Source organism: Lacinutrix venerupis, assembly GCF_003663945.1.
Lineage (GTDB): Bacteria > Bacteroidota > Bacteroidia > Flavobacteriales > Flavobacteriaceae > Lacinutrix > Lacinutrix venerupis.
In genome coordinates this window covers 29,272-54,548 of record NZ_RCCH01000007.1, presented here as the reverse complement: position 1 = coordinate 54,548, position 25,277 = coordinate 29,272, and the positions used below count along the sequence as shown (strand labels likewise).

The 25,277-nt window shown below is 31.1% G+C and carries 27 protein-coding genes; 13 read left to right on the top strand and 14 right to left on the bottom strand.

The genetic code is table 11. The annotated features are described in order from the left end of the window. Positions 1 to 42 precede the first annotated feature (42 nt). Both CLV86_RS11300 and CLV86_RS11295 read left to right on the top strand, forming a co-directional pair. Positions 43 to 924, top strand: coding sequence for a bifunctional 5,10-methylenetetrahydrofolate dehydrogenase/5,10-methenyltetrahydrofolate cyclohydrolase (locus tag CLV86_RS11300; protein ID WP_121052477.1), 882 nt, complete (start codon positions 43 to 45; stop codon positions 922 to 924). Between the two features lie 10 nt (positions 925 to 934). After that, positions 935 to 1,648: a YwaF family protein gene (locus CLV86_RS11295; RefSeq protein ID WP_121052475.1), complete on the top strand. Its 714-nt coding sequence runs from the start codon at positions 935 to 937 to the stop codon at positions 1,646 to 1,648. Here CLV86_RS11295 and CLV86_RS11290 read toward each other — a convergent pair whose 3' ends face one another. The 9 genes from CLV86_RS11290 to CLV86_RS11250 all read right to left on the bottom strand — a co-directional run bounded on the left by CLV86_RS11290 (position 1,649) and on the right by CLV86_RS11250 (position 8,512). Continuing rightward, positions 1,649 to 2,080, bottom strand: coding sequence for a VOC family protein (locus tag CLV86_RS11290; protein ID WP_121052473.1), 432 nt, complete (start codon positions 2,078 to 2,080; stop codon positions 1,649 to 1,651). It abuts the gene before it with no gap. A gap of 11 nt (positions 2,081 to 2,091) precedes the next feature. After that, positions 2,092 to 2,877, bottom strand: coding sequence for a 23S rRNA pseudouridine(2604) synthase RluF (gene rluF / locus CLV86_RS11285; protein WP_121052471.1), 786 nt, complete (start codon positions 2,875 to 2,877; stop codon positions 2,092 to 2,094). Positions 2,878 to 2,895: 18 nt separating this feature from the next. Continuing rightward, entirely contained in the window at positions 2,896 to 3,723 is an 828-nt protein-coding gene (locus tag CLV86_RS11280; RefSeq protein WP_121052469.1) for an alpha/beta hydrolase, read from the bottom strand. Further along, on the bottom strand, positions 3,724 to 4,089 hold the full coding sequence (locus CLV86_RS11275; protein WP_076732154.1) for a cupin domain-containing protein: 366 nt from the start codon (positions 4,087 to 4,089) through the stop codon (positions 3,724 to 3,726). A 15-nt stretch (positions 4,090 to 4,104) separates the two neighbouring features. Then, complete coding sequence (locus CLV86_RS11270; RefSeq protein WP_076732155.1) at positions 4,105 to 5,079, bottom strand: YitT family protein; 975 nt, start codon at positions 5,077 to 5,079, stop codon at positions 4,105 to 4,107. Beyond that, complete coding sequence (locus CLV86_RS11265) at positions 5,076 to 5,480, bottom strand: hypothetical protein (RefSeq protein WP_076732156.1); 405 nt, start codon at positions 5,478 to 5,480, stop codon at positions 5,076 to 5,078. The genes CLV86_RS11270 and CLV86_RS11265 overlap by 4 nt, the downstream gene beginning before the upstream one ends. Before the next feature lie 55 nt (positions 5,481 to 5,535). Continuing rightward, on the bottom strand, positions 5,536 to 6,087 hold the full coding sequence (locus tag CLV86_RS11260; RefSeq protein ID WP_121052467.1) for a hypothetical protein: 552 nt from the start codon (positions 6,085 to 6,087) through the stop codon (positions 5,536 to 5,538). An 86-nt stretch (positions 6,088 to 6,173) separates the two neighbouring features. Then, positions 6,174 to 7,712 (bottom strand): helicase HerA-like domain-containing protein, encoded by a 1,539-nt coding sequence (locus CLV86_RS11255; protein WP_076732158.1) that lies wholly within the window; start codon positions 7,710 to 7,712, stop codon positions 6,174 to 6,176. Between the two features lie 101 nt (positions 7,713 to 7,813). Further along, positions 7,814 to 8,512, bottom strand: coding sequence for a hypothetical protein (locus tag CLV86_RS11250; protein WP_121052465.1), 699 nt, complete (start codon positions 8,510 to 8,512; stop codon positions 7,814 to 7,816). Between the two features lie 107 nt (positions 8,513 to 8,619). Here CLV86_RS11250 and CLV86_RS11245 point away from each other — a divergent pair, with 107 nt between their 5' ends. The 7 genes from CLV86_RS11245 (at position 8,620) to CLV86_RS11215 (ending at position 16,865) form a co-directional block, all read left to right on the top strand. After that, entirely contained in the window at positions 8,620 to 9,249 is a 630-nt protein-coding gene (locus tag CLV86_RS11245) for a 7-carboxy-7-deazaguanine synthase QueE (RefSeq protein ID WP_076732160.1), read from the top strand. Between the two features lie 222 nt (positions 9,250 to 9,471). Beyond that, positions 9,472 to 11,145, top strand: a complete 1,674-nt coding sequence (gene asnB, locus CLV86_RS11240; protein ID WP_121052463.1) for an asparagine synthase B — start codon at positions 9,472 to 9,474, stop codon at positions 11,143 to 11,145. A 287-nt stretch (positions 11,146 to 11,432) separates the two neighbouring features. Further along, positions 11,433 to 13,382 (top strand): DNA topoisomerase (ATP-hydrolyzing) subunit B, encoded by a 1,950-nt coding sequence (gyrB, locus tag CLV86_RS11235; protein WP_121052461.1) that lies wholly within the window; start codon positions 11,433 to 11,435, stop codon positions 13,380 to 13,382. A 124-nt stretch (positions 13,383 to 13,506) separates the two neighbouring features. Further along, on the top strand, positions 13,507 to 14,301 hold the full coding sequence (locus CLV86_RS11230) for a tetratricopeptide repeat protein (protein WP_249037474.1): 795 nt from the start codon (positions 13,507 to 13,509) through the stop codon (positions 14,299 to 14,301). 63 nt (positions 14,302 to 14,364) lie between these two features. Then, positions 14,365 to 15,375, top strand: a complete 1,011-nt coding sequence (locus tag CLV86_RS11225; RefSeq protein ID WP_121052459.1) for a DUF6588 family protein — start codon at positions 14,365 to 14,367, stop codon at positions 15,373 to 15,375. 82 nt (positions 15,376 to 15,457) lie between these two features. Further along, positions 15,458 to 16,384, top strand: a complete 927-nt coding sequence (locus CLV86_RS11220; RefSeq protein ID WP_076732165.1) for a malate dehydrogenase — start codon at positions 15,458 to 15,460, stop codon at positions 16,382 to 16,384. A gap of 154 nt (positions 16,385 to 16,538) precedes the next feature. After that, positions 16,539 to 16,865 (top strand): thermonuclease family protein, encoded by a 327-nt coding sequence (locus CLV86_RS11215; protein WP_076732166.1) that lies wholly within the window; start codon positions 16,539 to 16,541, stop codon positions 16,863 to 16,865. 45 nt (positions 16,866 to 16,910) lie between these two features. Here CLV86_RS11215 and CLV86_RS11210 read toward each other — a convergent pair whose 3' ends face one another. The 3 genes from CLV86_RS11210 to CLV86_RS11200 are packed head-to-tail and all read right to left on the bottom strand — an operon-like array spanning position 16,911 to position 19,645. Beyond that, positions 16,911 to 17,459, bottom strand: a complete 549-nt coding sequence (locus CLV86_RS11210; protein ID WP_121052457.1) for a DUF4136 domain-containing protein — start codon at positions 17,457 to 17,459, stop codon at positions 16,911 to 16,913. A 19-nt stretch (positions 17,460 to 17,478) separates the two neighbouring features. Beyond that, positions 17,479 to 19,464, bottom strand: a complete 1,986-nt coding sequence (gene hutU / locus CLV86_RS11205; protein ID WP_121052455.1) for a urocanate hydratase — start codon at positions 19,462 to 19,464, stop codon at positions 17,479 to 17,481. Position 19,465: 1 nt separating this feature from the next. Continuing rightward, positions 19,466 to 19,645, bottom strand: a complete 180-nt coding sequence (locus CLV86_RS11200; RefSeq protein ID WP_121052453.1) for a C1orf53 family protein — start codon at positions 19,643 to 19,645, stop codon at positions 19,466 to 19,468. Between the two features lie 379 nt (positions 19,646 to 20,024). Between CLV86_RS11200 and CLV86_RS11190 the strand changes: the two genes are divergently transcribed. From CLV86_RS11190 to hemL, 3 genes are read left to right on the top strand one after another with little or no spacing between them, the layout of a single operon-like run. Beyond that, on the top strand, positions 20,025 to 20,936 hold the full coding sequence (locus CLV86_RS11190) for a 1-aminocyclopropane-1-carboxylate deaminase/D-cysteine desulfhydrase (RefSeq protein WP_121052449.1): 912 nt from the start codon (positions 20,025 to 20,027) through the stop codon (positions 20,934 to 20,936). 3 nt (positions 20,937 to 20,939) lie between these two features. Further along, entirely contained in the window at positions 20,940 to 21,755 is an 816-nt protein-coding gene (locus tag CLV86_RS11185; protein ID WP_076732172.1) for a glucosaminidase domain-containing protein, read from the top strand. A gap of 5 nt (positions 21,756 to 21,760) precedes the next feature. Then, positions 21,761 to 23,041: a glutamate-1-semialdehyde 2,1-aminomutase gene (gene hemL, locus CLV86_RS11180; protein WP_121052447.1), complete on the top strand. Its 1,281-nt coding sequence runs from the start codon at positions 21,761 to 21,763 to the stop codon at positions 23,039 to 23,041. A gap of 73 nt (positions 23,042 to 23,114) precedes the next feature. On the opposite strand, the gene CLV86_RS11175 is transcribed toward hemL, so the two are convergent. Both CLV86_RS11175 and CLV86_RS11170 read right to left on the bottom strand, forming a co-directional pair. After that, on the bottom strand, positions 23,115 to 23,468 hold the full coding sequence (locus CLV86_RS11175; RefSeq protein WP_076732174.1) for a hypothetical protein: 354 nt from the start codon (positions 23,466 to 23,468) through the stop codon (positions 23,115 to 23,117). A 114-nt stretch (positions 23,469 to 23,582) separates the two neighbouring features. Beyond that, the gene (locus CLV86_RS11170) at positions 23,583 to 24,065 is read right to left on the bottom strand and encodes a DUF4890 domain-containing protein (RefSeq protein WP_121052445.1); all 483 of its coding nucleotides are present in this window, start codon (positions 24,063 to 24,065) and stop codon (positions 23,583 to 23,585) included. Between the two features lie 210 nt (positions 24,066 to 24,275). On the opposite strand from CLV86_RS11170, the gene CLV86_RS11165 reads away from it, so the two are divergent. Further along, positions 24,276 to 25,274 carry a hypothetical protein gene (locus CLV86_RS11165; protein ID WP_147427036.1) on the top strand — a complete coding sequence of 333 codons (999 nt, stop codon included), beginning with the start codon at positions 24,276 to 24,278 and terminating at the stop codon, positions 25,272 to 25,274. Positions 25,275 to 25,277: the final 3 nt, after the last annotated feature.

Sequence of the window (25,277 nt, the reverse complement as noted above, 5' to 3'; positions counted from 1 at the left end):
GGTTTTAAATTTAAAACCTAGTATAGAAACCATTACGATACTATGACAATTTTAGACGGTAAAAAAATTAGCAACGATATAAAAGAAGAAATCAAAGCTGAAGTTGATAAAATGAAAGCTAACAACGAAAAAGTGCCGCATTTAGCAGCTGTAATCGTTGGTAATGATGGCGCCAGTTTAACATACGTTGGAAGTAAAGTACGTGCTTGCGAGCGTGTAGGTTTCGAGTCTACAATGGTACGTTTATCTAACACCACAAGCGAAATAGAATTATTAGATAAAATTGAAGACTTAAATAATGATGATGATATCGATGGTTTTATAATACAATTACCATTACCACCACAAATAGATACTCAAAAAGTATTAATGGCGGTAAATCCAGAAAAAGATGTTGATGGTTTCCACCCAATGAATTTTGGAAAAATGGCACTAGATATGTCAACCTTTATTCCAGCAACACCATTTGGTATTTTAGAATTACTTGATAGATACCAAGTAGATACAAAAGGAAAACACACTGTAGTAATTGGGCGTTCGCACATTGTTGGTCGTCCAATGAGTATTTTAATGGGTCGTAAAGGATTTCCAGGAAACTCTACAGTAACACTTACTCACAGTCACACAAAAAATATTACACAAATAACATCTCAAGCAGATATTATTATTTCGGCATTAGGTGTGCCAAACTTTTTAAAGGCAGAAATGGTAAAAGATGATGCTGTAATAATAGATGTAGGAATTACAAGAGTTACAGATGAGTCTCACCCAAAAGGCTATGTAATTACAGGAGATGTAGATTTTGAGAATGTAAGTAAAAAAGCAAGTTTTATTACACCCGTTCCTGGTGGAGTAGGACCAATGACAATTGCTATGCTACTTAAAAATACATTATTAGCAAGAGAGCAACATAGGTTAAAATAAGTTTTTAATAGTGGTTTTTGCTAACGCACTTACAACTTTGCAGGTTGTTATTGGTAGTATAGAGCATATTGTACCTGTATTATTTGCAGCTATATTTACAATATGCTTAATTATTTTTGCTAATAAAAAACTAAACAAGCAACAACAAATTACCGTATTTAAAAGCTTAGGTGTTTTTGTATCGCTTACTGTATTAATATATCATTTGTACGCCTATTTTAAAGGTGGTTATAGTATTGTAACAGATTTGCCATTGTACTTGTGCAGTTTTATGGCACTGTTTGTATTTACTTTTACACACTCAAGAAAATATTGGCTTTACGAAATTTTATTATTTTGGATTATTGCAGGAACAAGCCAAGCAGTTATAACACCAGATATTTCTAAAGGCTTTCCAAGTTTTGAATACTTAAGGTACTGGATTGCACATCTAGGTTTACTAGTTATTATATTTTATGCAACTTTTGTTTTAAATATGCGACCTAAATTTAAAAGTGTATTTAAATCATTTATCGCATTACAACTATATATGCTTATCATTTTTGGAATTAATTACGTTTTAGGCGGAAATTATTCTTATTTAAATGAAAAGCCAAAATCGGCGTCTTTGTTAGATTATTTAGGTGATTGGCCAATGTATTTGTTGGTAGTAGAATTAATAATTTTGCCTTATTTTTTAATAATATATTTACCATTTTACTTGGTAAAAAGGTTTAAAAAATAATTATTTTGCAAATAATTGATTCATGTCTCTAAAGGCTTTAAACTCTAAGGCATTACCAGAAGGATCTTTAAAAAACATTGTAGCTTGTTCTCCAACTAAGCCTTCAAACCTTATGTATGGTTCTATAACAAATACAACATTTTTCTGTTTTAAATCTTTAGCTAATTCTTGAAAAGTTTCCCAAGGTAAAACAACACCGTAATGCGGTATTGGTACCTGTTTACCATCTACAGGATTAGAAGCATCTTCTTTATTTTCTATTGTTGATTTTGCTTTGTAATGTATAACTAATTGATGCCCAAAAAAATTAAAATCTACCCAATGGTCACTACTTCTACCTTCTTCACAATTAAGCACGTTTTTATAAAAATCACGGCAAGCCTCTAAATTATGTACAGGAATGGCAATATGAAAAGGAGATATTTTAGACATAAATTTTCGGTTTAATTAGGTTTTCTTCTGTTTATTTTATGAACCTTTTTAGCAGGTGTAGTTTCAGAATAATCTTTATCAGAATCTTCTAAAAGCATGTTTAAAGTTTTTAATTCTTCAGCAGTAAATTCTCGATATTCACCAATAGGCACATCAAGTTTAATATTCATAATACGAACACGTTTAAGTGATGTAACTTCGTAAGTTAAATACTCACACATACGTCTAATTTGCCTATTTAAACCTTGAGTTAGTATAATACTAAAGGTTTGAGAATCTATTTTCCTTACGGTACATTTTTTCGTTGTTTTATCTAAATTTTCAAGATAAATACCACCAGCCATTCGCTTTATAAAAGTTTGCGAAATTGGTTTATCTACAGTAACAATGTATTCTTTTTCATGATTATTGCTCGCTCTAAGTATTTTGTTTACAATATCACCATCGTCTGTTAAAAAAATTAAACCTTCACTAGGTTTATCTAACCTACCAATTGGGAAAATACGTTTTGGGTATTTTATAAAATCTATAATATTGTCTTTTTCAACACGTGTATCTGTCGTGCATACAATACCTACAGGCTTGTTAAAAGCAAGGTAAACAAAGTCTGCTTTTCGTTCTGTAATAGATTTTCCGTCAACTTCAACAACATCATTGTCTCCAACTTTAGTACCTAATTCTGGTACAGTGCCATTTATAGTTACACGTCCAGCATCAATTAACCTATCGGCTTCACGTCGTGAACAATAACCAGCTTCGCTAAGATATTTGTTTAGTCTTGTTTGTTTTTCTTCCATAGAAAGCAAAAATACAATTTAAGATTGGATGAAATCGATAACATGCTTATTAACAACTTCATTTCGTAAACCATGGCCATAACCTTTTGTAGAGATGAATTCTACGTTTTTATGATGTTTTGCAATTAACTCTGCATCACTATGCGGTATAATTTTATCTTCAACATCATGTATTAAAAGGGTTTTAGTGTCAATTTTTTTAGCAAAATTAGCTAAAGAAAAATGAGAAGGTTGCTTGTTATAGCGCTTTATAACAAGGTTATTTAAGCCATTTTCAATTTTCTTGTTATATCCCATCATATCTACATAACGTTTAAAAACACCTGTAAATTCTGATGGCGCACCTAGTAAAACTAATTTTTCTAAATCTTTATTTTGGTAAGTATGCTGGTAAAAGCCTGTAGACATGCCACCGACCGAGTGTCCAACAATAATTTGAGGTTTGTAATGTTGCGCTGCTACATGTATACACTCCGAATATAAAATGGCATTAAATTTTTTTCCAGTAGAAGCACCATGTGCAGGAGCATCTATAGAAATTATATTGTAATTTAATTGTTGAAGTTCTTCAATTAAAACTTGCCAGCGGTGAGAATTACTTTCCCATCCATGAGCAAGTAAAATGGTTTTACCATCACCTTTCCATTGGTAAGTAGTAATGCTTAAACCATCATGTTTAAGCTGAAATGTTTTAGCTGTATTTAAAAAAGCCTTTTGTTTTTCTGAAATGCGTCCTTGTCTTGGTGTTGCAAATAAATCTAATGCTTTTTCTGAAGCATATTCTGGAGCAAACAAACTAAGTGCGTTTAAAGATCCACCAATTATTTTTACTATTGTATTTGCCATTTATTCTTCTCTATTTACTAAATCCATAGAAAATGCAGGTGTACAAATTGCAATATATTCGCAAGCTATTGTAAACGGATTTGAATATTGTACTCTAGTATTTTTTTCAATTTTAATAGACTGTCCAGCTTCTAAAATTATTTCTTCACCATCAATAATAAACTGCTTTTTGCCTTTAATAATATAAGTGTACTCGTCAAACTCTGGTGTTTGAAACGGTTCGCTCCAGCCAGCAGGAGCAACCATATGTGCAATACTAATGTCTTTATTGCCATCTGTAGCTTGCCCAAAGTGTTCTTCTATTAATTTACCATCAGTTGTTGGTACAACAAATGGGCTGTTTTGTATTGTAAATTTCTTTTTCATAATCTTATTCTCTTTTTATTTTAAAGGCTTTTTTTTAATCATTCCGCCTCTTAAATCTTTTACTATACCCATTATAATAAAAGCATTTTTATCTATTTTATCTATTTCTGTATTAAGTTTAGCTAATTCTAACCTAGTTACGATGGTGTAAATAATATCTTTATCTGTTCCGCTTGCGTTGCTTTCGTAGCCTCCTTTTCCTGCATAAATAGTACAGGCACGCTCTAATTTGTTGGTTATCATTAACCTCATAGCTTCATGGTGTTTAGAGATAATAGTTACGCCAACATATTCCTCTACGCCATCAACAACAAAATCTACTGTTTTTGCAGCAGCCAAATAGGTAAGTATTGCGTAAAGTGCAGTTTCTATAGAAAGCGTGTATGCACCTACTGAGAAAATAAGGATATTAATTAGCAGTAAAACATCACCAATGGTTAGAGATAATTTTCTGCTTAAATAAATAGCTAAAACTTCTGTACCATCAATAACGCTTCCGCCACGCATTGCCATTCCTATTCCTAATCCTAAAAAAAAGCCTCCAAATACGGCAATTAATAATTTGTCTTCTGTTATAGTTGGATAATTAACAAAATGTACTACAATTGCTAAAAATGTAATGGCTATAAAACTTTTTATTGCAAATTTAACACCAATGGTTCGTGTTGCTAATAACAAAAAAGGAAGGTTAACAAATAGTAATAAAACACCAAGAGGTAAGGATGTTATATTTTGAAGTAATAATGAAATACCAGTTGCGCCACCATCTATAAATTGATTTGGAAGTAAAAAACCGTTTAAACCAAATCCTGCTGAGAAGACACCAAAAATTATAAAAATATATTCTTTAATTGCATGGCTAATTTCAACTTTTATATTGTTTACAACTGGCGCAATTTGTGTGTCTGTTATAGGTTGTTTTTTTAGTTGTTTTCCTTCTATTCTTTTACGAGCAATATCTACTAAAAATTTACCAAAAAGTGGATTCATTGTTTGTTTATTTTACTTTCATATTCTTCAAGAATACTAGTTAACTTTTGTAAAGATGCTTTGTCAAAAATTTCGGTGTTTATTTTAAATGATTTTTGATGTTCTGAAACCAATTCATAGCTCGAAGCAAATCTGATTATTTTACTTAAAGAAGATAGGTCAAATTCTTTTAATGGAAAGTGATTTTTTTTTATTTTTTTATTTTCAATAATGTAAAAAGGTTTTCTTTCGTAAAAAGAAAGAAAAATATAAAGAATACCTAAAACAAGGCTTAAGCCATTAAAAAATGACATGCTCTTGTCTTCGTCTAATAAAGAACTGAAACCCGATAAAAACCATATAATACCTATAGCTAAATTTAGTTTTGGAAATGTTTTTTTATGAATTTCTACTTTGTTCAATTTTTTTAAATTTAAATGTATAGTTTTTATAACTATTAATTAAGTGAAATTTAAACTACCATCGTACCATAAAGTATTTTATTTTAGCATTGTCTGGAATGTTAATTTCGTCAATTTTTTTAGCTTCGTCATAACGTAATTCTTCAGGTAATTCTTCTTTACTTATTGTAAAAAAGGTATTGTTTTCATCTACAAAAATAATAACGTTTCGCATTGTATTTTCTATGCTAGATATTTTATGATTTTGTTTAATATCACTAAACGTACTTAGTGTAGAAATACCAGTTTTAGTTTTAAAACGTGGGTCTATAATTTTAACTGTGCCAATAGTTGTTGTAGAGTCAAGAGCTTCTTTAGGTAATAATTCTAATAATGGTTTTCCTCCTTTTTCAAAAATCTTAATTTCATTTACATTGCCCAAAAACTCATCTCCGGCAATTTTTCTTACTATAGAATCGTTTACAAAAACTGTTTTTAGGTCTTTAACTTGCGTAGAGTCTGTTAATAGGCCAATGTTGTTTTTTGATATTAAAAATAAATCTACCTCTTTGCTGCAAGAAGTCATTACTATTAAAATTGTAAGTAGGGCAAAAATTGTTTTTTTCATTTAGTTTATTTTGTAATAATTTATTTAACCTTTCTTTTAATTTTAGAAAGGTTTTTTAGGTATAATAATTTTAAGTGCTAACTTAATTACATTACTTTTTTTAGTATGCCAAATACGCTACGAATAAAGGTTGCGCTTGTTAGTACTTTTACTATTGGGTTTTGTGCAGTGCTTCGTCTTCTGGTTGTAGTTCTACTTGCTGCCTTTCTAGCTTTAGCTTCGGCTTTTTCCTTTTCTTCTTGTGCTTCTAATTTGGCTTTAGCTTCTTCGGCTTTGTCTATTTTTTTATTAAGCATTTCGTAAGCACTTTCTCTATCAATCTCTTCGTTGTATTTTAATACAAGCTTAGAGTCGTCAAGTAAATTTTGAAGTTCGTTAGGAGTTAAAATATCCATACGACTCATTGGAGCACGCATCATTGTTGCTGCTAATGGTGTTGGACGTCCTTTTTCATCTAAAGCAGAAACTAAAGCTTCACCGGTTCCTAAAGCGGTTAAAATTTCGGCAGTGTCATAGTATTCTGTATCAGGATAATTTTGTGCAGCTAATTTAATTGCTTTTCTATCTTTTGCAGTAAAGGCACGTAAAGCATGCTGTATTTTTAAACCTAATTGACTTAATACGCCTTCAGGAATATCTGTTGGGTTTTGGGTTACAAAATATAAACCAACGCCTTTACTACGTATTAGTTTTACAATACTTTCTATTTGGTTTAATAATGCTTTAGAGGCTTGGTTAAAAATCAAGTGAGCTTCATCAATAAACATTACCAATTCTGGTTTGCCAGAATCGCCTTGTTCTGGTAAAGTTTCATAGATTTCGGCTAATAAACTCAACATAAAAGTTGAGAATAATTTTGGTTTATCTTGTATATCTGTTAAACGAATAATATTTATATAACCACGAGAATCTCTTGTGGTTCTCATTAAATCTTCAACTTCAAAGCTTTTTTCTCCAAAAAACAAGTCGCCACCTTGCTGTTCAATTTCAATTACCTTTCTTAAAATAGCGCCGGTGGAAGCAGAAGAAATTCTTCCATATTCTTCTTTAAATTCTTCTTTTCCTTCGTTAGTACAGTATTGTAATATTTTTTTAAAATCTTTTAAATCTAATAAAGGTAATTTGTTATCATCACAATATTTAAAAATTACAGCAACAATACCTGCTTGTGTATCTGTAAGGTCTAATATTCTAGATAATAGTACTGGACCAAATTCTATAATTGTAGCACGTAAGCGTACGCCATCTTGCTCAGAAAGCGACATGATTTCTACAGGAAAACCTTTAGCTTCAAAATCTAAACCTATAGCCGCGTGACGTTCATCTATTTTGGCGTGGCCTGGACTTGGTTGGGCTAAACCACTTAAGTCTCCTTTAATATCCATTAATAAAACGGGAACACCTTGATCGCTTAGGTTTTCGGCTAATACCTGTAAGGTTTTTGTTTTTCCTGTTCCAGTTGCACCTGCAATTAAACCATGACGATTCATAGTTTTTAAAGGCACTTTTACAAAGGCATCCTTAATAGTTTTGCCATCTAACATGGCAGAGCCTAAAGTAATAGATTCTCCTTTAGTAATATTACCGTTCGTTATGTGTTTAAAGAATTCGTCTTGTCTACCCATGCTTATATAATTTTGGATAAAAATACATGAAAAAATAAGAAGAAAAAAATGAGGTTTTCGACTAAATTATCGGCGTTTTTTACAGTATTAGTAGCTATGTCTTAATTTAGTTTGCTAATACCAAGATTAATAAATCTAGCATGTAATGGACTGTCGCCATTATTTAAGACGTAACGGAATGTAACAATGTCATTCTCAGAAATAGGATACATAATATTTCCACTGGTTCCCCAATAATTAGTACTTGGTAAAGAGGAGTAGCCTCTCGATAAATACCCAACTAAGTTGCCATTAATTTCAATTGCTAAAATGTATTTTTTATTACCGCTAGGCATATTTGAGGTAGAGAGAGATGCACTAAATAAATAATTTCCTTCTTCTTTTATTTTTACTCTTCCATCACCAATAACTTCATATGCATTTGGATTTGTAGCGATAACATCATCACTACCAATAGGGAAATCTACATAGGTGTTATCGGGTGTTTGTAAGGCATTATTTCCGTTAGAATAACTTTTGTTTAGTATAATGGAACTATTATTCAAGCTAGACCAATTATTATTTTTAAAAACACAATAGGAATTTAAGGTGGTATTAAAAACTAATGCTCCATCTAAAGGAGTGGAAATCGAATTCATCTGTTCTGTAGTCATTCTTGGTGGTACAAAAGCACCAGTAGTACTATCAATTTGTAATGAAGATCCATCGTCTGGATTTGTAGTGCCAATACCTACTTGAGAATAGGTGTTTAAGAAATTAAAAAGAACAACAATTAGGGTAATACTTATTTTTTTAAACATTAAGGGATATGTTTGAGGGTTTTATTTTGCTATCGTTACAAAACTAAAAAAAAATAAATAGAAAAATTGAACTATAAAAAGTTTAACGTAATGTATCTTTGCAAGCTATGACGCAAGAAGTTCAAAATTTAGTAAACCAAGGTAAAATGTTACCGTTAATGGAAGAGTTTTATACCATACAAGGTGAAGGCTTCCATAAAGGTACAGCTGCTTATTTTGTAAGAATTGGTGGTTGCGATGTTGGTTGCCATTGGTGTGATGTTAAAGAAAGTTGGATAGCGCAATTGCATCCGCCAACAGAAACAGAAAAAATTGTTGCTAATGCAAAGCAATACAGTAAAACTATTGTTGTTACTGGTGGCGAACCACTAACATGGGATATGACCGAGCTAACAAAACAGTTAAAAGCTGAAGGTATGAGTATTCATATAGAAACATCTGGAGCTTATGAGTTAACAGGTGAGTGGGATTGGATATGTTTATCACCAAAAAAAATGAAACTACCTACTCAAGGTGTGTACGATAAAGCAAACGAACTTAAATGTATTATATACAATAAAGACGATTTTCGTTTTGCCGAAGAACAAGCAGAAAAAGTAAATGGCGATTGTATTTTATATTTACAGCCAGAATGGAGTAAAAGAGATAAAGTAGTCCCAATGATTGTAGATTACGTTATGGCAAACCCTAAATGGAAAGTGTCACTACAAACTCATAAATATTTAAATATACCTTAAATAAAAGCCTTCAAATTTGAAGGCTTTTTTATTTTAAAGCACTAAACTTAACAATTTAAAGTTTGGACTTCCTTTTTTATGTTTTATTGTTTCGTTTTTAATACATTTTTTTAATTTAAGTTTTAAAGTGTAAGTGTTATAGTGTTTAATGTTTCAATATTGAAACATAAAACCAATATTTGCTATATCAATTAGAATAAAAGAATTTAAAATATATAAGTTATGTGTGGAATTGTATGTGCTTTCGATTTAAAACAGAAAAGTGAAGATTTAAGACCTCAGGTTTTAGAAATGTCTAAAACCATTCGTCATCGTGGTCCAGATTGGTCAGGTATTTATAGTGACGACAAAGCTATTTTGGCACATGAGCGTTTGGCAATTGTAGATCCAGCATCAGGAAAACAACCGTTATTTAGCCCAGACAGCAAGTTAGTGTTAGCTGCAAATGGCGAAATTTACAACCATAGAGAAATTCGTAAGCAATTTCAAGGAAAATACGATTTTCAAACACAAAGTGATTGCGAAGTTATTTTAGCTTTATACCAAGAAAAAGGTGTTGATTTTGTAGACGATTTAAATGGAATTTTTGGATTTGCAATCTATGATACAGAAAAAGACGAATACTTTATTGCTCGTGACCATATGGGAATTATTCCTTTATATATAGGTTGGGATCAAAACGGAACTTTTTATGTAGCTTCAGAGCTTAAAGCTTTAGAAGGTATTTGTACAAAAATAGAATTGTTTCCTCCAGGACATTATATGTCTAGTACAGATGGTAAGTTTGTAAAATGGTATAATAGAGATTGGAGCGAGTATGAAGCTGTAAAAGAAAACGAAACTAGCATTGCTGAGGTAAAAGAGGCTTTAGAAGCTGCAGTACGTAGACAATTAATGAGTGATGTACCTTATGGTGTTTTACTTTCTGGCGGATTAGATTCTTCAGTAACTTCTGCAATTGCAAAAAAATATGCGCAAAAGCGTGTGGAGTCAGACGACCAGTCAGACGCTTGGTATCCACAATTACATAGTTTTTCGGTTGGCTTAGAAGGTTCTCCAGATTTAGCAGCTGCACAAAAAGTAGCAGATCATATTGGTACAGTGCATCATGAAATTAAATTTACAATTCAAGAAGGATTAGATGCTATTAAAGATGTAATTTATAACATTGAAACTTACGATATAACAACAATACGTTCAAGCACACCAATGTATTTAATGGCAAGAGTTATTAAATCTATGGGAATTAAAATGGTATTATCTGGTGAAGGAGCCGATGAGATTTTTGGAGGTTACCTATACTTTCATAAAGCGCCAAACGCAAAAGAGTTTCATGAAGAAACAGTGCGTAAATTAGATAAGTTACATATGTACGATTGTTTAAGAGCTAACAAAAGTTTAGCTGCTTGGGGAATTGAAGGTCGTGTACCATTTTTAGATAAAGAATTTATGGATGTTGCAATGCGTATTAATCCACAAGATAAAATGATTAATGGAGAACGCATGGAAAAATGGGTAATCCGTAAGGCATTTGAAGACATGTTGCCAGAAAGTGTAGCATGGAGACAAAAAGAGCAATTTAGTGATGGAGTTGGTTATAGCTGGATTGATACTTTAAAAGAAATTGTAGAAAAAGAAGTAAGCGATGAGCAAATGGAAAATGCAAAATTCCGTTTCCCAATCCAAACACCACAAAACAAAGAAGAGTTTTATTACCGTTCTATTTTCGAAAGTCATTTTCCAAGCGATGCGGCAGCTAAAAGTGTACCACAAGAAGCAAGTGTAGCATGTAGTACAGCAACAGCTTTAGAATGGGATGAGGCTTTTAAAAACATGAACGAACCTTCTGGTCGTGCAATTGCAAACGTTCATGATAAATCTTATGCAACGTCTTAAAAACGCGTTTTTTATTAAAAATAGATTAGATTATTAGCATTAAAATCTCGCATTTGCGAGATTTTTGCTTTTTTAGCTTTTTACAAGAATTAAAAATAAGCTAAAATCTATTTTAAGGTGGTTTTTAAGCGATTTAAGCAACTTTTTAAAAATCAACAATTGTTAATAAAAAACGCGTAAATCCGTTAAACGGTGTTAAATAAGCTTAATGTTTTCGTATATTTGTTTGTCGTCAAAAATTCAAATTTTGTGACAGTACAAATTAATTTAAGAAATATAATATCTATATGAGCGATAAAAAAGAAGAGTTTAATAAGCACAATTATTCGGCCGATAGTATTCAAGCATTAGAAGGAATGGAGCACGTACGTATGCGTCCTTCAATGTATATTGGAGATGTAGGAGTACGTGGTTTACACCATTTAGTTTACGAAGTAGTAGATAACTCAATTGATGAAGCTTTAGCTGGACATTGTGATAATATTACAGTAACAATTAACGAGGATAACTCGATTACAACAGAAGATGATGGTCGTGGTATTCCTGTAGACATACATAAAAAAGAAGGTATCTCTGCACTAGAAGTTGTAATGACTAAAATTGGAGCAGGTGGAAAATTCGATAAAGATTCTTATAAAGTATCTGGTGGACTTCACGGTGTTGGTGTAAGTTGTGTAAATGCATTGTCTGAACATTTAACAGCAACAGTTTACAGAAACGGTAAAATTTGGGAGCAAGAATACGAACGTGGTAAATCTTTATATCCAGTAAAAGCCATTGGCGATACAGATAAAAGAGGAACAACAGTAACCTTTAAACCAGATCCAACAATATTTACTCAAACTTTAGAGTATAACTACGATACTTTAGCAAGTAGAATGCGTGAATTAGCGTATTTAAATAAAGGTATTACATTACACTTAATAGATAAAAGAAGTAAAAAAGAAGATGGTTCTTACGAAGGTGAAACATTTCATTCTGAAGAAGGATTAAAAGAATTTATCACTTTTTTAGATGCTACTAGAGAACCTTTAATGAAAGATGTAATTTCTTTTGAAGGCGAAAAAAATGGCGTGCCAGTTGAGGTAGCCATGATATATAATACAAGTTATGCCGAAAATTTACACTCGTATGTAAACAACATTAATACACACGAAGGTGGTACACACCTTTCTGGTTTTAGACGTGGTTTAACACACACGCTTAAAAAATATGCAGATGAATCTGGAATGTTAGACAAACTTAAGTTTGATATTGCAGGAGACGATTTTCGAGAAGGTTTAACAGCAATTGTATCTGTAAAAGTTCAAGAGCCACAATTTGAAGGACAAACAAAAACTAAATTAGGAAACAGAGAAGTATCTGCATCTGTAAGTCAAGCAGTGTCTGAAATGTTATCCGATTATTTAGAAGAACATCCAGAAGATGCTAAAACCATTGTACAAAAGGTAATACTTGCAGCACAAGCGCGTCACGCAGCACAAAAAGCGCGTGAAATGGTACAGCGAAAAACAGTAATGAGTATTGGTGGTTTACCAGGAAAATTATCAGACTGTTCAGAGCAAGATCCAGAAAAATGTGAAGTATACCTTGTAGAGGGAGATTCGGCAGGTGGAACTGCAAAACAAGGTCGTGATAGAGCATTTCAAGCTATTTTACCATTACGAGGTAAAATTCTTAATGTCGAAAAAGCTATGACACATAAGGTTTTTGAAAATGAAGAAATAAAAAACATTTTTACAGCTTTAGGTGTAACTATTGGTACAGAAGAAGATAGTAAAGCACTAAACCTTTCAAAATTAAGATACCATAAAATAGTAATCATGTGTGATGCCGATATTGATGGTTCTCACATTGAAACACTTATCTTAACATTCTTCTTCCGTTATATGAAAGAATTAATCGAAAACGGACACATTTATATTGCAACGCCACCTTTATATTTAATTAAAAAAGGAGCTAAAAAGCAGTATGCATGGAACGATGAAGAACGTGCAGCACTAATGGCAGAATATGGAGATGGAGCAAAAATACAGCGTTATAAAGGTCTTGGAGAGATGAATGCAGAACAACTTTGGGATACAACTATGAACCCGGAATTTAGAACATTACGTCAAATTCATATAGACAATGGAGTAGAGGCAGATAGAGTATTCTCAATGTTAATGGGAGACGAAGTGCCACCAAGACGTGATTTTATAGAAAAGAATGCTGTCTATGCAAATATTGATGCATAAATACTTTTACAAGTTTTAAAAACTTAAATCAAAAGCCTGTAATGTTTTATTCATACAGGCTTTTTTTAATTCTATTTTTATGTTAGGTGTTAGAAGTTGTCTTTTTATAATAATTAGTCTTTTTGTGCTCTCATGTAATACAAGCTCTAAAACAAATAAGGCACAAGGCGATAATGTTAATTTTTCTGTAGAAAAGAGAGATTCTATTGTAAATAATGTTATGGAAAAGGTTAATAAGTATTATTTAAACTCTCAAGAAAGAAGACTAGCTTTAGATTCTGCTATAAAAAAATATCCTAATATTGCTTACTTCTACCAACAAAGAGCTATGCCTTTGTATAAACAAGATAAAGATGAGTTAGGATTACCGTATTTAGAGAAAGCAGCAGCTTTAGATCCAAAAACATATGTAGAATATATGGCTTTTATAAAATGTATTTTCTCTAAAAACTATAAAGATGCAATATTAGATTTTAATAAGGCATTAAAGCTAAATGGAGCATCTTATGTTATGGATCATTCTTACTATTTTTATTTAGGTTTATGTAATTTGCAATTAAATGAATTTAAAAAAGCAGAAGATTATTTTCAAAAAAGTATAGATCAATCTATAAGAGAAGAAAGCGAAGATTGGGTGCATTATACAGATTTAATGTATTTAGGAATTGCAAAATATGAATTAAAAGATTACGAAAATGCTATAAGAATTTTCGATAAAGCCTTATTGCAACAGCCAAAATTTAGCGATGTAAAATATTATAAAGCCTTAAGTTTGTTTAATTTAAAAAAAATAGATGAAGGCCAAGTTGTGCTTATAGAAGCTAAAGAAGATTTTTTAAATAATAATACTATGCGTGAAGATAATTCAATTTATGAGCGCTATCCGTATCAAGTACAAAAACATTGGTTTGGTTTATAAAAATTTTAAAACTAAAAACCCTCTATTTACGTTAATATAATAACTAACAAAAAAATATAGAACATGAAAATTAAAATAACATTAATAGTAACGTTACTTTTTTCGGTATCAATATCATCACAAAATCTAGACGATTTTTTAATTGCTGGAGCAGAAGATGCACAACGTTTTGCAGCAGATTATCTTAGACCAGCCAATAGCGCGTTGGTTTATGGTATTAATAATAGTTGGTACAACAATACAAAAACACTTAAACGTTTTGGATTTGAAATTTCAATTATTGGAAATGGAGTATTTATTAAAGGTGAAGATCGAGAATTTGTTTTAAGAGCAAATGAGTATAATAACTTACGTTTTCCAGATAATAGTGCTTCAAAAACAGTAGTTACCGCTTTAGGGCATAGAGACCCAAAACAACAAGTAATTCTTACCTACGATGCGCCAATATTTGGAGGTCAAGAAATAACAATAGATTTGCCAACAGGCCTAGCCGAAATGAATATAAACACCTTGCCAACAGCTTTCTTGCAAGCTAGTTTTGCTCCATTTTATGGTACACAAGTTAAGGTGAGATACTTTCCTAAAATAGACCAAAACGATGTCGAAACAGGCTTTTATGGTATTGGCTTACAGCAAGACTTTACAGCATTTTTAAAAGAAGATAGTTTGTTCCCACTTACGGTTACCGGACTAATTGCTTATACTCAATTAAACGGTGAGTACGATTTACAAGGAAACATTCGTGTAGCGGGAAGCAATCAAAGAATAGAAACAGAAACTAGTACAATGTTATATCAAGCTATTGTTGCTACAAAACTAAATAAAATTAATTTCTATGGCTCAATTGGTTATGTAGATGGCCAAAGCGAAACAAAACTAGCCGGAGAATATCGTGTATCTAATCTTGCTGTTTTTTCAGAAGGAGTTACAGATCCAGTTAACATAAATGAGGATACAGACGGTTTAATTTCAACTTTAGGAGCAAATTTAAAATTAGGAATCTTTGGATTAAATGCTTCGTATTCTTTTGCAGAATTTAATAGCGCTTCTTTAGGAATGAATTTCACCTTTTAAAAGTTTTATTAATCACTATTTTCTGAAGCAAAATTTGTAAATTTGATACTTAAAATTAAAATAAACAAAAAACATAATTAAAATGAAGGTAACAGTAGTTGGAGCAGGAGCAGTAGGTGCAAGTTGTGCTGAATATATTGCTATTAAAGATTTCGCAAGTGAAGTTGTAATATTAGACATTAAAGAAGGTTTTGCCGAAGGTAAAGCAATGGATTTAATGCAAACTGCTTCTTTAAATGGTTTCGATACAAAAATTACAGGAAGTACAAACGATTACTCTAAAACAGCAGGATCAGACGTTTGTGTAATTACTTCAGGTATTCCTAGAAAGCCTGGTATGACTCGTGAAGAGTTAATTGGTATTAATGCAGGAATAGTAAAAAGTGTATCTGCTAGTTTAATCGAGCATTCTCCAAATACAATTATTATTGTAGTATCTAACCCAATGGATACAATGACTTATTTAGTTCATAAAACAACAGATTTACCTAAAAATAGAATTATTGGTATGGGTGGAGCATTAGATTCTGCACGTTTCAAGTACCGTTTAGCAGAAGCTTTAGGAGCACCTATTAGCGATGTAGATGGAATGGTAATTGGTGGACATAGCGATAAAGGTATGGTGCCATTAATTGGTAAAGCAGCAAGAAACAGTGTAAAAGTTTCAGAGTTCTTATCAGAAGAAAGAATGGAGCAAGTAGTACAGGATACTAAAGTTGGTGGAGCAACACTTACAGGATTATTAGGTACTTCTGCTTGGTACGCACCTGGAGCAGCAGTATCTGCAATGGTTCAGGCAATTGCTTGCGATACTAAAAAAATATTCCCATGTTCAGCTTTATTAAATGGTGAATTTGGATTAAGCGATTTATCAATTGGTGTACCTTGTGTATTAGGAGCTAACGGAATTGAAAAAATTGTAGAAATTAGTTTAACAGATGCTGAAAAATCAAAATTATCAGAATCTGCAGAAGGAGTTAAAAAAACAAACGGCTTATTAGAGTTATAATAAAATAACACAGCTTATAAGTTTTTTAATTTTCAGATTTAAAAACTATAAAAAAACCTCACAATTACCTTGTGAGGTTTTTTTGTTTTTGATGATTATTATTTTTTAAAAATTATATTGTAAATTGATTTTCAGTAAATTAAAATTAAATTTTATGTATAATTATTACGCTAAAATAATAGGTGTTTACGATGGTGACACTGTAACCGCAGTTGTAGATTTAGGGTTTTTACATTCTCAAGAAATGAAACTTCGTCTTTATGGTATTGATACTCCAGAATTACGTGGAGAAGAAAAAGAAGAGGGAAAAAAAGTTAGAGATATTTTAAGAGAAATGATTCTTGATAAAGAAGTCGAGCTTATAACATATAAAGATAAACAAGGAAAATACGGACGTTATTTAGCGACTATTATTATAGATGGCATCGATGTTAACCAATGGTTAGTTGCAAATGGTCATGCAAAGGTTTATTTGCCATAAAAAAAGCGATTCATTTTTATTTTGAACCGCTTTTTAAAGTGTTTTTTATTTTTTCATTTCTGGTGGATATTCCATCATGATTTCTGAAACAAATTCTTTTATTCTTGCTTCTTTTTTATCTACATTAGAAGTTCTGCTTAAATAACCAGAACCTTTACCTTGCCAAACTAGCTCTTTCTTTTTAGCATCAATAAGATCTATGTATAATGAACCTTGTGTTGAAGAAGTAACATTGTGGTTTAAATTACCGTAAAATGGGCTCCATCCCCAACCATAACCAAAACCACCATATCCATTATTCCAAACATTTACTTCTTGCCTTTCTTTTGTAAAAATACTAACAAGTAAATCTGGTTTTTCAGATTTTGTAAATCCTTTTGCAATAAGTTCAGCTTCTATAGCTCTTAAAATTCTACGTTTGTCTAAATCGCTAATTTCAGCTTTATCAATTCCTGTTTTAAAAAACGCAAAAGTTTTATAATTGTTGAAATCTGCATTTTTATCGTAATCTGAAGCTACCTGAACAGACGAGCAAGAGCTAACAATAATTAATAATGCTAAAAATGGTAATGTTTTTTGTATTAATTTTTTCATAATAAAAAGATTTAAATAGTTATAACGAATCAATTATAGCATCATCTACAGTGTTAGGTAATGTTACTTTTAAATTAGGCTCTATTTCCATGGCTCGCTTTATAGCAAAAATCGCGCCTTCGTTTCTAGCCCAACTTCTTCTTGAAATGCCATTATTAACATCCCAGAATAACATTGATTTTAAACGTTTTGAAGCTTCTTTACTACCATCAAGAACCATACCAAAACCTCCGTTAATAACTTCTCCCCAACCAACGCCACCACCGTTGTGAATACTTACCCAGGTTGCGCCACGAAAACTATCGCCAATAACGTTGTGTATTGCCATATCTGCTGTAAAGCGTGAACCATCGTAAATATTACTAGTTTCACGGTATGGAGAATCTGTACCAGAAACATCATGATGGTCGCGACCTAAAATTACAGTTCCTATTTCTTCTCTTACAATAGCTCGGTTAAAAGCTTCGGCTATTTTTGCTCTACCTTCAGCATCTGCATAAAGTATTCTTGCTTGCGAGCCAACGACTAGTTTATTTTCTTGGGCACCTTTTATCCATTGAATGTTATCTGCCATTTGCTGTTGTATTTCTACAGGAGAATTTTGTTTTATTTCTTCTAAAACAGCACAAGCAATAGCATCGGTTTTTGCTAAGTCTTCTGGTTTCCCAGAAGCACAAACCCACCTAAATGGTCCAAAACCATAATCGAAACACATTGGTCCCATAATGTCTTGAACATAGCTTGGGTATTTAAAATCTACTCCGTTTTTAGCCATAACATCTGCACCAGCACGAGAAGCTTCTAATAAAAAAGCATTACCATAATCGAAAAAATAGGTTCCTTTTGCTGTGTGTTTATTTATGGCATTAGCATGACGACGTAATGTTTTTTGAACTTCGGCTTTAAAGGCTTCAGGATTATTTGCCATCATATCATTTGCTTCTTCAAAAGATAAACCTACAGGATAATAACCACCAGCCCAAGGATTATGAAGTGATGTTTGGTCGCTTCCTAAATCTATATGTATGTTTTCTTGGTCAAATTTTTCCCAAACATCTACAATGTTGCCTAGATAAGCTATTGAAATAGTTTCTTTGTTGGCTTTCGCTTTATTTACGCGCGTTACCAATTCATCTAAATTGGTGATTTTTTCGTTTATCCAACCTTGATCTAAACGAACTTGAGTTATTTTCGGGTTTACTTCTGCACAAACCGTAATGCAACCAGCAATATTTCCGGCTTTTGGTTGTGCGCCAGACATACCACCTAATCCAGAAGTAACAAATAAATTACCTTTTGGCTCTTTTTTAATTTTTCTAAAACCATTTAAAACGGTAATAGTTGTACCATGAACAATACCTTGTGGACCTATATACATGTAGCTTCCAGCAGTCATTTGTCCATATTGTGTAACACCCAATGCATTAAATTTTTCCCAATCGTCTGGTTGCGAGTAATTAGGTATCATCATTCCATTTGTAACGACTACTCTTGGAGCATTTTTATGAGATGGAAATAAGCCCATTGGATGACCAGAGTACATAACTAAGGTTTGCTCATCATTCATTTCGGCTAAATACTTCATGGTTAACCTATATTGTACCCAATTAGAAAATACACCACCGTTACCACCATATGTAATAAGTTCGTGTGGATGTTGTGCAACAGCATAATCTAAGTTGTTTTGAATCATTAACATGATTGCTGCTGCTTGTTTAGATTTTGCAGGATATTCTTCTATTGGTCTAGCGTACATTTTGTAATCTGGACGCAAACGGTACATGTATATTCTTCCGTAAGTATCTAATTCGTTTTTAAATTCTTTTATTAATATTTTATGGTGTTTTTTATCAAAGTACCTAAGAGCATTGCGTAGTGCAAGCTTTTCTTCTTCTTTAGTTAAAATAGCTTTTCTTTTAGGTGCGTGATTTATTTCTTTTTCAAAAGGTTTTACACTTGGTAATTGTTCTGGTATACCTTCTAATATTTGCTCTTTAAATGTCATATTATTTTGTGCCTTTACTTTTTTTTACTGAGTTTGTTTTTTTATCAAATCCGTATGGGCAATGCCTACAACCGCTTTCGCAACAATAGCCTCTTTTTAAATGGTATTGTTCTGTAAAGCATTTATAACCTTCGGGTGTTAAATAGTAATCGCCTTCTTCTATTGGAATATATTTCTTCATTATATTACAAATATAACTTAAATTGGAGTGATTTTTGAAAACATCAATTTGTGATATTAATTTCTAAATATTTAGTGCCTAAAGGTTATACTGGTATAACAATATTTCCATTTGTTTTTTTAAAGAGTAAAGCTTTAAAGAAAGATAAGGTATTGATTAATCATGAAAAAATTCATTTAAAACAGCAGCTAGAGTTATTAATAATTCCTTTTTATTTTTTTTATACGCTAGAATTTTTAATAAGATTGATTCAGTATAAAAATTGGTATAAAGCATATAGAAATATCTCTTTTGAAAGAGAGTCTTACACTAATGAATCTAATTTAAAGTATTTAAATGAGCGCAATTTTTGGAGTTTTTTAAAGTATCTTCGCAACCCATGATTTTTAAAGTAGAGCAAAGCATAAATGAGGCTGTTAAATTAAAAAACAGCTCAAATGTCTCGTTATGTATTAAACGAGAAGACGCTATACATAATATTATTTCCGGAAATAAATACAGGAAATTAAAATACAATATCGAAGTAGCAAAATCAAAAAAAAAGACTGTTTTATTAACATTTGGAGGTGCTTTTTCAAATCATATAGCTGCAGTTGCAGCAGCAGGAAACGTATATGGTTTTAAAACAATAGGAGTTATAAGAGGTGAAGAGTTAGCATCTAAAATTGATGAAAATACAACTTTAAACTATGCTAGAAATTGTGGTATGGTATTTAAGTTTGTTAGCCGTAGTGATTTTAGAAAAAAAAATGATTCTAATTTTATTGAAGCCTTAAAAATGGAGTTTGGAAACTTTTATGTAATTCCTGAAGGCGGTACAAATAGTTTAGCTGTAAAAGGATGTGAGGAAATATTGCTAGAAGAAGATTATAATTTCGATTATGTCTGTGCTCCAGTTGGAACAGGAGGAACTTTAGCGGGTTTAATTAATGGTTCAAAATCTAATCAGCAAATTTTAGGTTTTTCAGCCTTAAAAGGAGACTTTTTACAAGAAGATATTAGTAAATTTGCTAAACAAAATAATTGGGAGTTAGTTAGTAATTACCATTTTGGTGGGTACGCGAAAATAAATACAGATTTAATTACGTTTATAAACAGATTTAAGACAGAAAATAAAATTCAGTTAGATCCAATTTATACAGGAAAAATGATGTATGGAATTGTAGATATGATTAAAAATAATTATTTTCCAGAAGGCTCAAAAATTTTAGCAATACATACAGGAGGATTACAAGGTATTGCAGGAATGAATAATAGATTAAAACAGAAAAATTTACCATTAATACAATAGTTGATGAAAAGATTATTTACAATATTATGCTTAATGGCTTTAGTTGCAAGTTGTGGCTCAAGCAAAAAAGTAACCACTAAAAAATCTAAAACCAAAACAGAGCGTGTAGTTAAAACTAAAAAGAAACCTAGAGTTGTTGTAAATGCTCCAGAAAACAAGGAGGTTACTGTTGTTATAAAAGAAACTCCAGAACAATATGCAACACCAACAGATGAGTATATAGCTATTTACAGCGATATTGCTCAAGACGAAATGCGTAACTATGGTGTTCCTGCTAGTATTACTTTAGCTCAAGGTATTTTAGAGTCTGGATCTGGAAAAGGAAGGTTATCTGTTGAGGCTAATAATCATTTTGGTATAAAGTGTCATACAGGTTGGACCGGTGGTAAAATTTATCATGATGATGATGCTAGCCAAGAATGTTTCAGAAAATATAAAAATTCTAAATATTCTTTTAGAGATCACTCTCTATTTTTAAAAGAACGTTCTCGATATGCAGGATTGTTTCAACTTGGAAAAGGAGACTACGAAGCTTGGGCAAAAGGTTTAAGAAAAGCAGGATATGCAACAGATAGAAAATATCCAGAAAAACTAATAAGTTTAATAGAACGTTATCAACTATATCGTTTCGATAACGAAGTTTTAGGAGTTGAAACAGAATTAAACGATAAGCATACAGTTGTATCTGGTGATACTTTATATTCATTATCTAGAAAATATAATATTTCAGTATCAGAACTTAAAGTTTTAAATAGTTTAGAGTCTAGCGATTTATTTGTTGGACAAGTATTATTTATCAAGCCCTTACCAAAAGATTAATTATAATGATTTATAAACGTAGTAGTACTCTTTTTGCAAATGCAGAAAAAGTAATTCCTGGAGGTGTAAATTCTCCAGTTCGAGCCTTTAAAGCCGTAGGTGGAACACCAATTTTTGTTAAAGAAGCTAAAGGTGCATATTTATATGATGAAGATGGAAATGTTCTAATAGATTATATAAATTCTTGGGGACCAATGATTCTTGGTCACGCATACGCTCCTGTAGTTAACGCCGTTGTAGAAAAGGCAAAAAAAGGAACGTCCTTTGGGATGCCTACCGAAATTGAAACTGAAATTGCAGAATTAGCAGTATCAATGGTACCAAATATAGATAAAATTAGATTTGTAAACTCTGGAACCGAAGCTTGTATGAGTGCTGTAAGGTTAGCAAGAGGTTATACAGGAAAAGACAAAATTATAAAATTTGCAGGCTGTTACCATGGTCATAGCGATTCATTTTTAATACAAGCAGGAAGTGGAGCAGTAACTTTTGGAAGTCCTAATAGTCCTGGAGTAACAGAAGGTACAGCAAAAGATACATTACTTGCCAATTATAACGATTTAGAGAATGTAGAAGCATTAATACAAGCTAATAAAAATGAAATAGCTTGTATTATTTTAGAGCCAGTTGCAGGAAATATGGGTTGTATACCTCCAGTTTCAGGTTTTTTAGAAGGCTTAAGGTCGCTTTGCGACGCTAATAATATTTTATTAATATTTGATGAGGTAATGACTGGTTTCCGTCTTGCAAAAGGTGGAGCTCAACAATTATTAAACGTTAATGCAGATATTGTTTGTTTTGGAAAAGTAATTGGTGGTGGATTACCTGTTGGAGCTTTTGCTGCTAGAAATGAAATAATGAATTATTTAGCACCTTTAGGACCTGTTTATCAAGCAGGCACATTAAGTGGAAATCCATTAGCTATGGCTGCAGGATTAGCAATGTTAAAAGCATTAAACGAAGATTCTGAAATATTTAATAGATTGGCAGAAAAAACCGAATATTTGCATAAAGGCTTAGCTAAAGTTTTAGAAAAAAATAATATTACACATACAATTAATAGAATGGGTTCTATGATTTCTGTTCATTTTGATGAAGAAAAAGTAATAGATTTTAAAACAGCAGCTAAAGGAAATAATGAAAGGTTTAAAACCTTTTTTCATGGTATGCTTAATAACGGTATTTATATAGCTCCAAGTGCATTTGAAACTTGGTTTATAACAGATGCTTTAACTTACGAAGATTTAGACAAAACAATAGCAGCTTGTGATGCTGTATTTAAATAATATTAAAATAAGTTCAATAAAAAAAGGCGATAACTAAAATAGTTATCGCCTTTTTTTATGTTTCAAATAAACATTAGTCCACAGTGTGTTCTAATTCATTTATAATTAAATATCTTTTATATAAGTCATTTCCTAAAGCGTTTTTTATACCTTCTTGTAAAGTATTATTTAAGGTTGCCATAGAATTGTTATAATCTGAAGATCCAGATTCTTGGTGCTCAGAAATAGATAAAAATTTGTATTCGTATGCTTGGTAAGCTTTATATACCTTTTCTAAAGTATTATCGTCAAATTTTAATGTAGAACGTAATTCTTTAGCTTTAAGGTAAGCCTTTTCATTAACTTTAGCATTGTCTTGAGCTAATGCAGATTGAGTTCCAATTAATAAAGCAAAAGCAAAAAAGCAAAAAGTAAATATTTTTTTCATTGTCTTAGTAGTTATTCGTTAATATACCAAAGTAAAGCTATTTACTTAACTATTGCAAATAAAAAAGTGCCGAATAGATAATCGGCACTTTTTTACTATTAAATGATTTAGGAGTTATTCTTTCTCCATTTTATGCTCTTTCTTTTCACCTTTTTTGCTCTTCATTTTACCACGCATTCCTTTATTTCCACGTCTTTTAGACATTTTTGAATACTTTTCATATTGCTCTGGTGTTAAAATAGCTTTCATTTCTCTTTTTGTAGCAATTTCTTGGTCTAACCTTTCGTTTTCTCTTTTTAATTTATCTTCAGGAGAAAGTTTTTTGTCAGTGTCTTTTGCTGCCATTCGTTTTTCCATTGCAGCTTTGCGTAAATCTGCATTTTTAATATTTATTTTCTCAACTTTACTTTGTTGTTCTGGAGTAAGATCTAGCGCAAGCGTCATTTTTTTAGTTTGTAAAGCTGCAATTTCTTTGGAATCCATATTTCTATACTGTTCCATTTTTTCTTTTCTCAGCTCTTTTTTGTTTTCTTTTTTGTCTTGAGCATTTATTTGTAATGCAAATAATGCTACTGCTACTATTAATAATTTTTTCATGTTTTTATTGTTTTAAATTGTTCTACACTCTTAAGACAAATAAAAACGAGAATAGTTTAAATGTTATTAAATATTTAGCTTTTAATTAACATTTTATGCGTTATAAATAAGCTCTTAGTATTTTGTAATGTATAAATCTAAAATGCATAAAATATGTTTTATTATAATAGATAATATATAGTATATTGTTTTTTTTAAATTTTAAAATAAATGAAAAACCTTGTACTACTATTTTTAAGTTTCTATAGCGTTATGTCCTTTGGGCAAATTAATAACGGATTTATAGATAACTCAATAACCAATTTTAAACTTAACGAATTTACAGATGAAATAGATTTATATTCTTATTACTTTTTTATCGATTATTTAGAAAATAATCAAGATGAATTTTATGTTTTTGACGAAAAGTATTCTGGAGATATAAAACAAATAATAACCAAGGTTTATAAAGAAAATGAAGCAGATGAAAATTTTCTAGGTTCTCGATTTGAAATATTCAACAATCAAAACCAGAAAAAATATGCCAAAGATTTAGATAAACCAGATGATAGAGAAAACTCTGTTAAAGAGTATTTTTATACATATAATGAAGCAAATAAATTAAAAGATTTAAAATTAGTACTTAAATACGATTCTAAAAATATTCAAGAATTAGAAAGTGTTTATTATAATTTTGAGCACTATAAAGACTCTATAGTTATAAGTCAAAAAGAAGACTTTTACAAAAATGTAGTTGACGATCCAGATTTTAATGATGATTCCAAAGGTGAGTTTGAAAAATTTCAGAAACTATACTTTAAAGATAATAAGTTAGTAAAAAATGAAAGCTTTTCAGGACTTTCCAACTCTAATTCTTATATAACATACAACAACAATGGTTACGAAATAAAAGATGAAGGTTATTTCTCTACAAATAATGTAATAATGACTTATAATAAAAACAAAAATGAAGTGCGTTTTTCTAATCAAGAATCCTCAAAAAAGATAAATTTTGTAACTATATATAAGTTTGATGATAATAATAATATTATAAGTGTTTCTGAAGATTTGTATCGAGTTAAAGGAGAATATGTAGAGAAGCCTATTCATACAAAAAAGCAAACCATAAAATACAAATACGATGAATATAACAATTGGGTTTATAGAGAAGTAAAAAACGAAACTAAAAAAACAATTAAACTGTTTTTTAGAACTATTGAGTATAGATAAAAA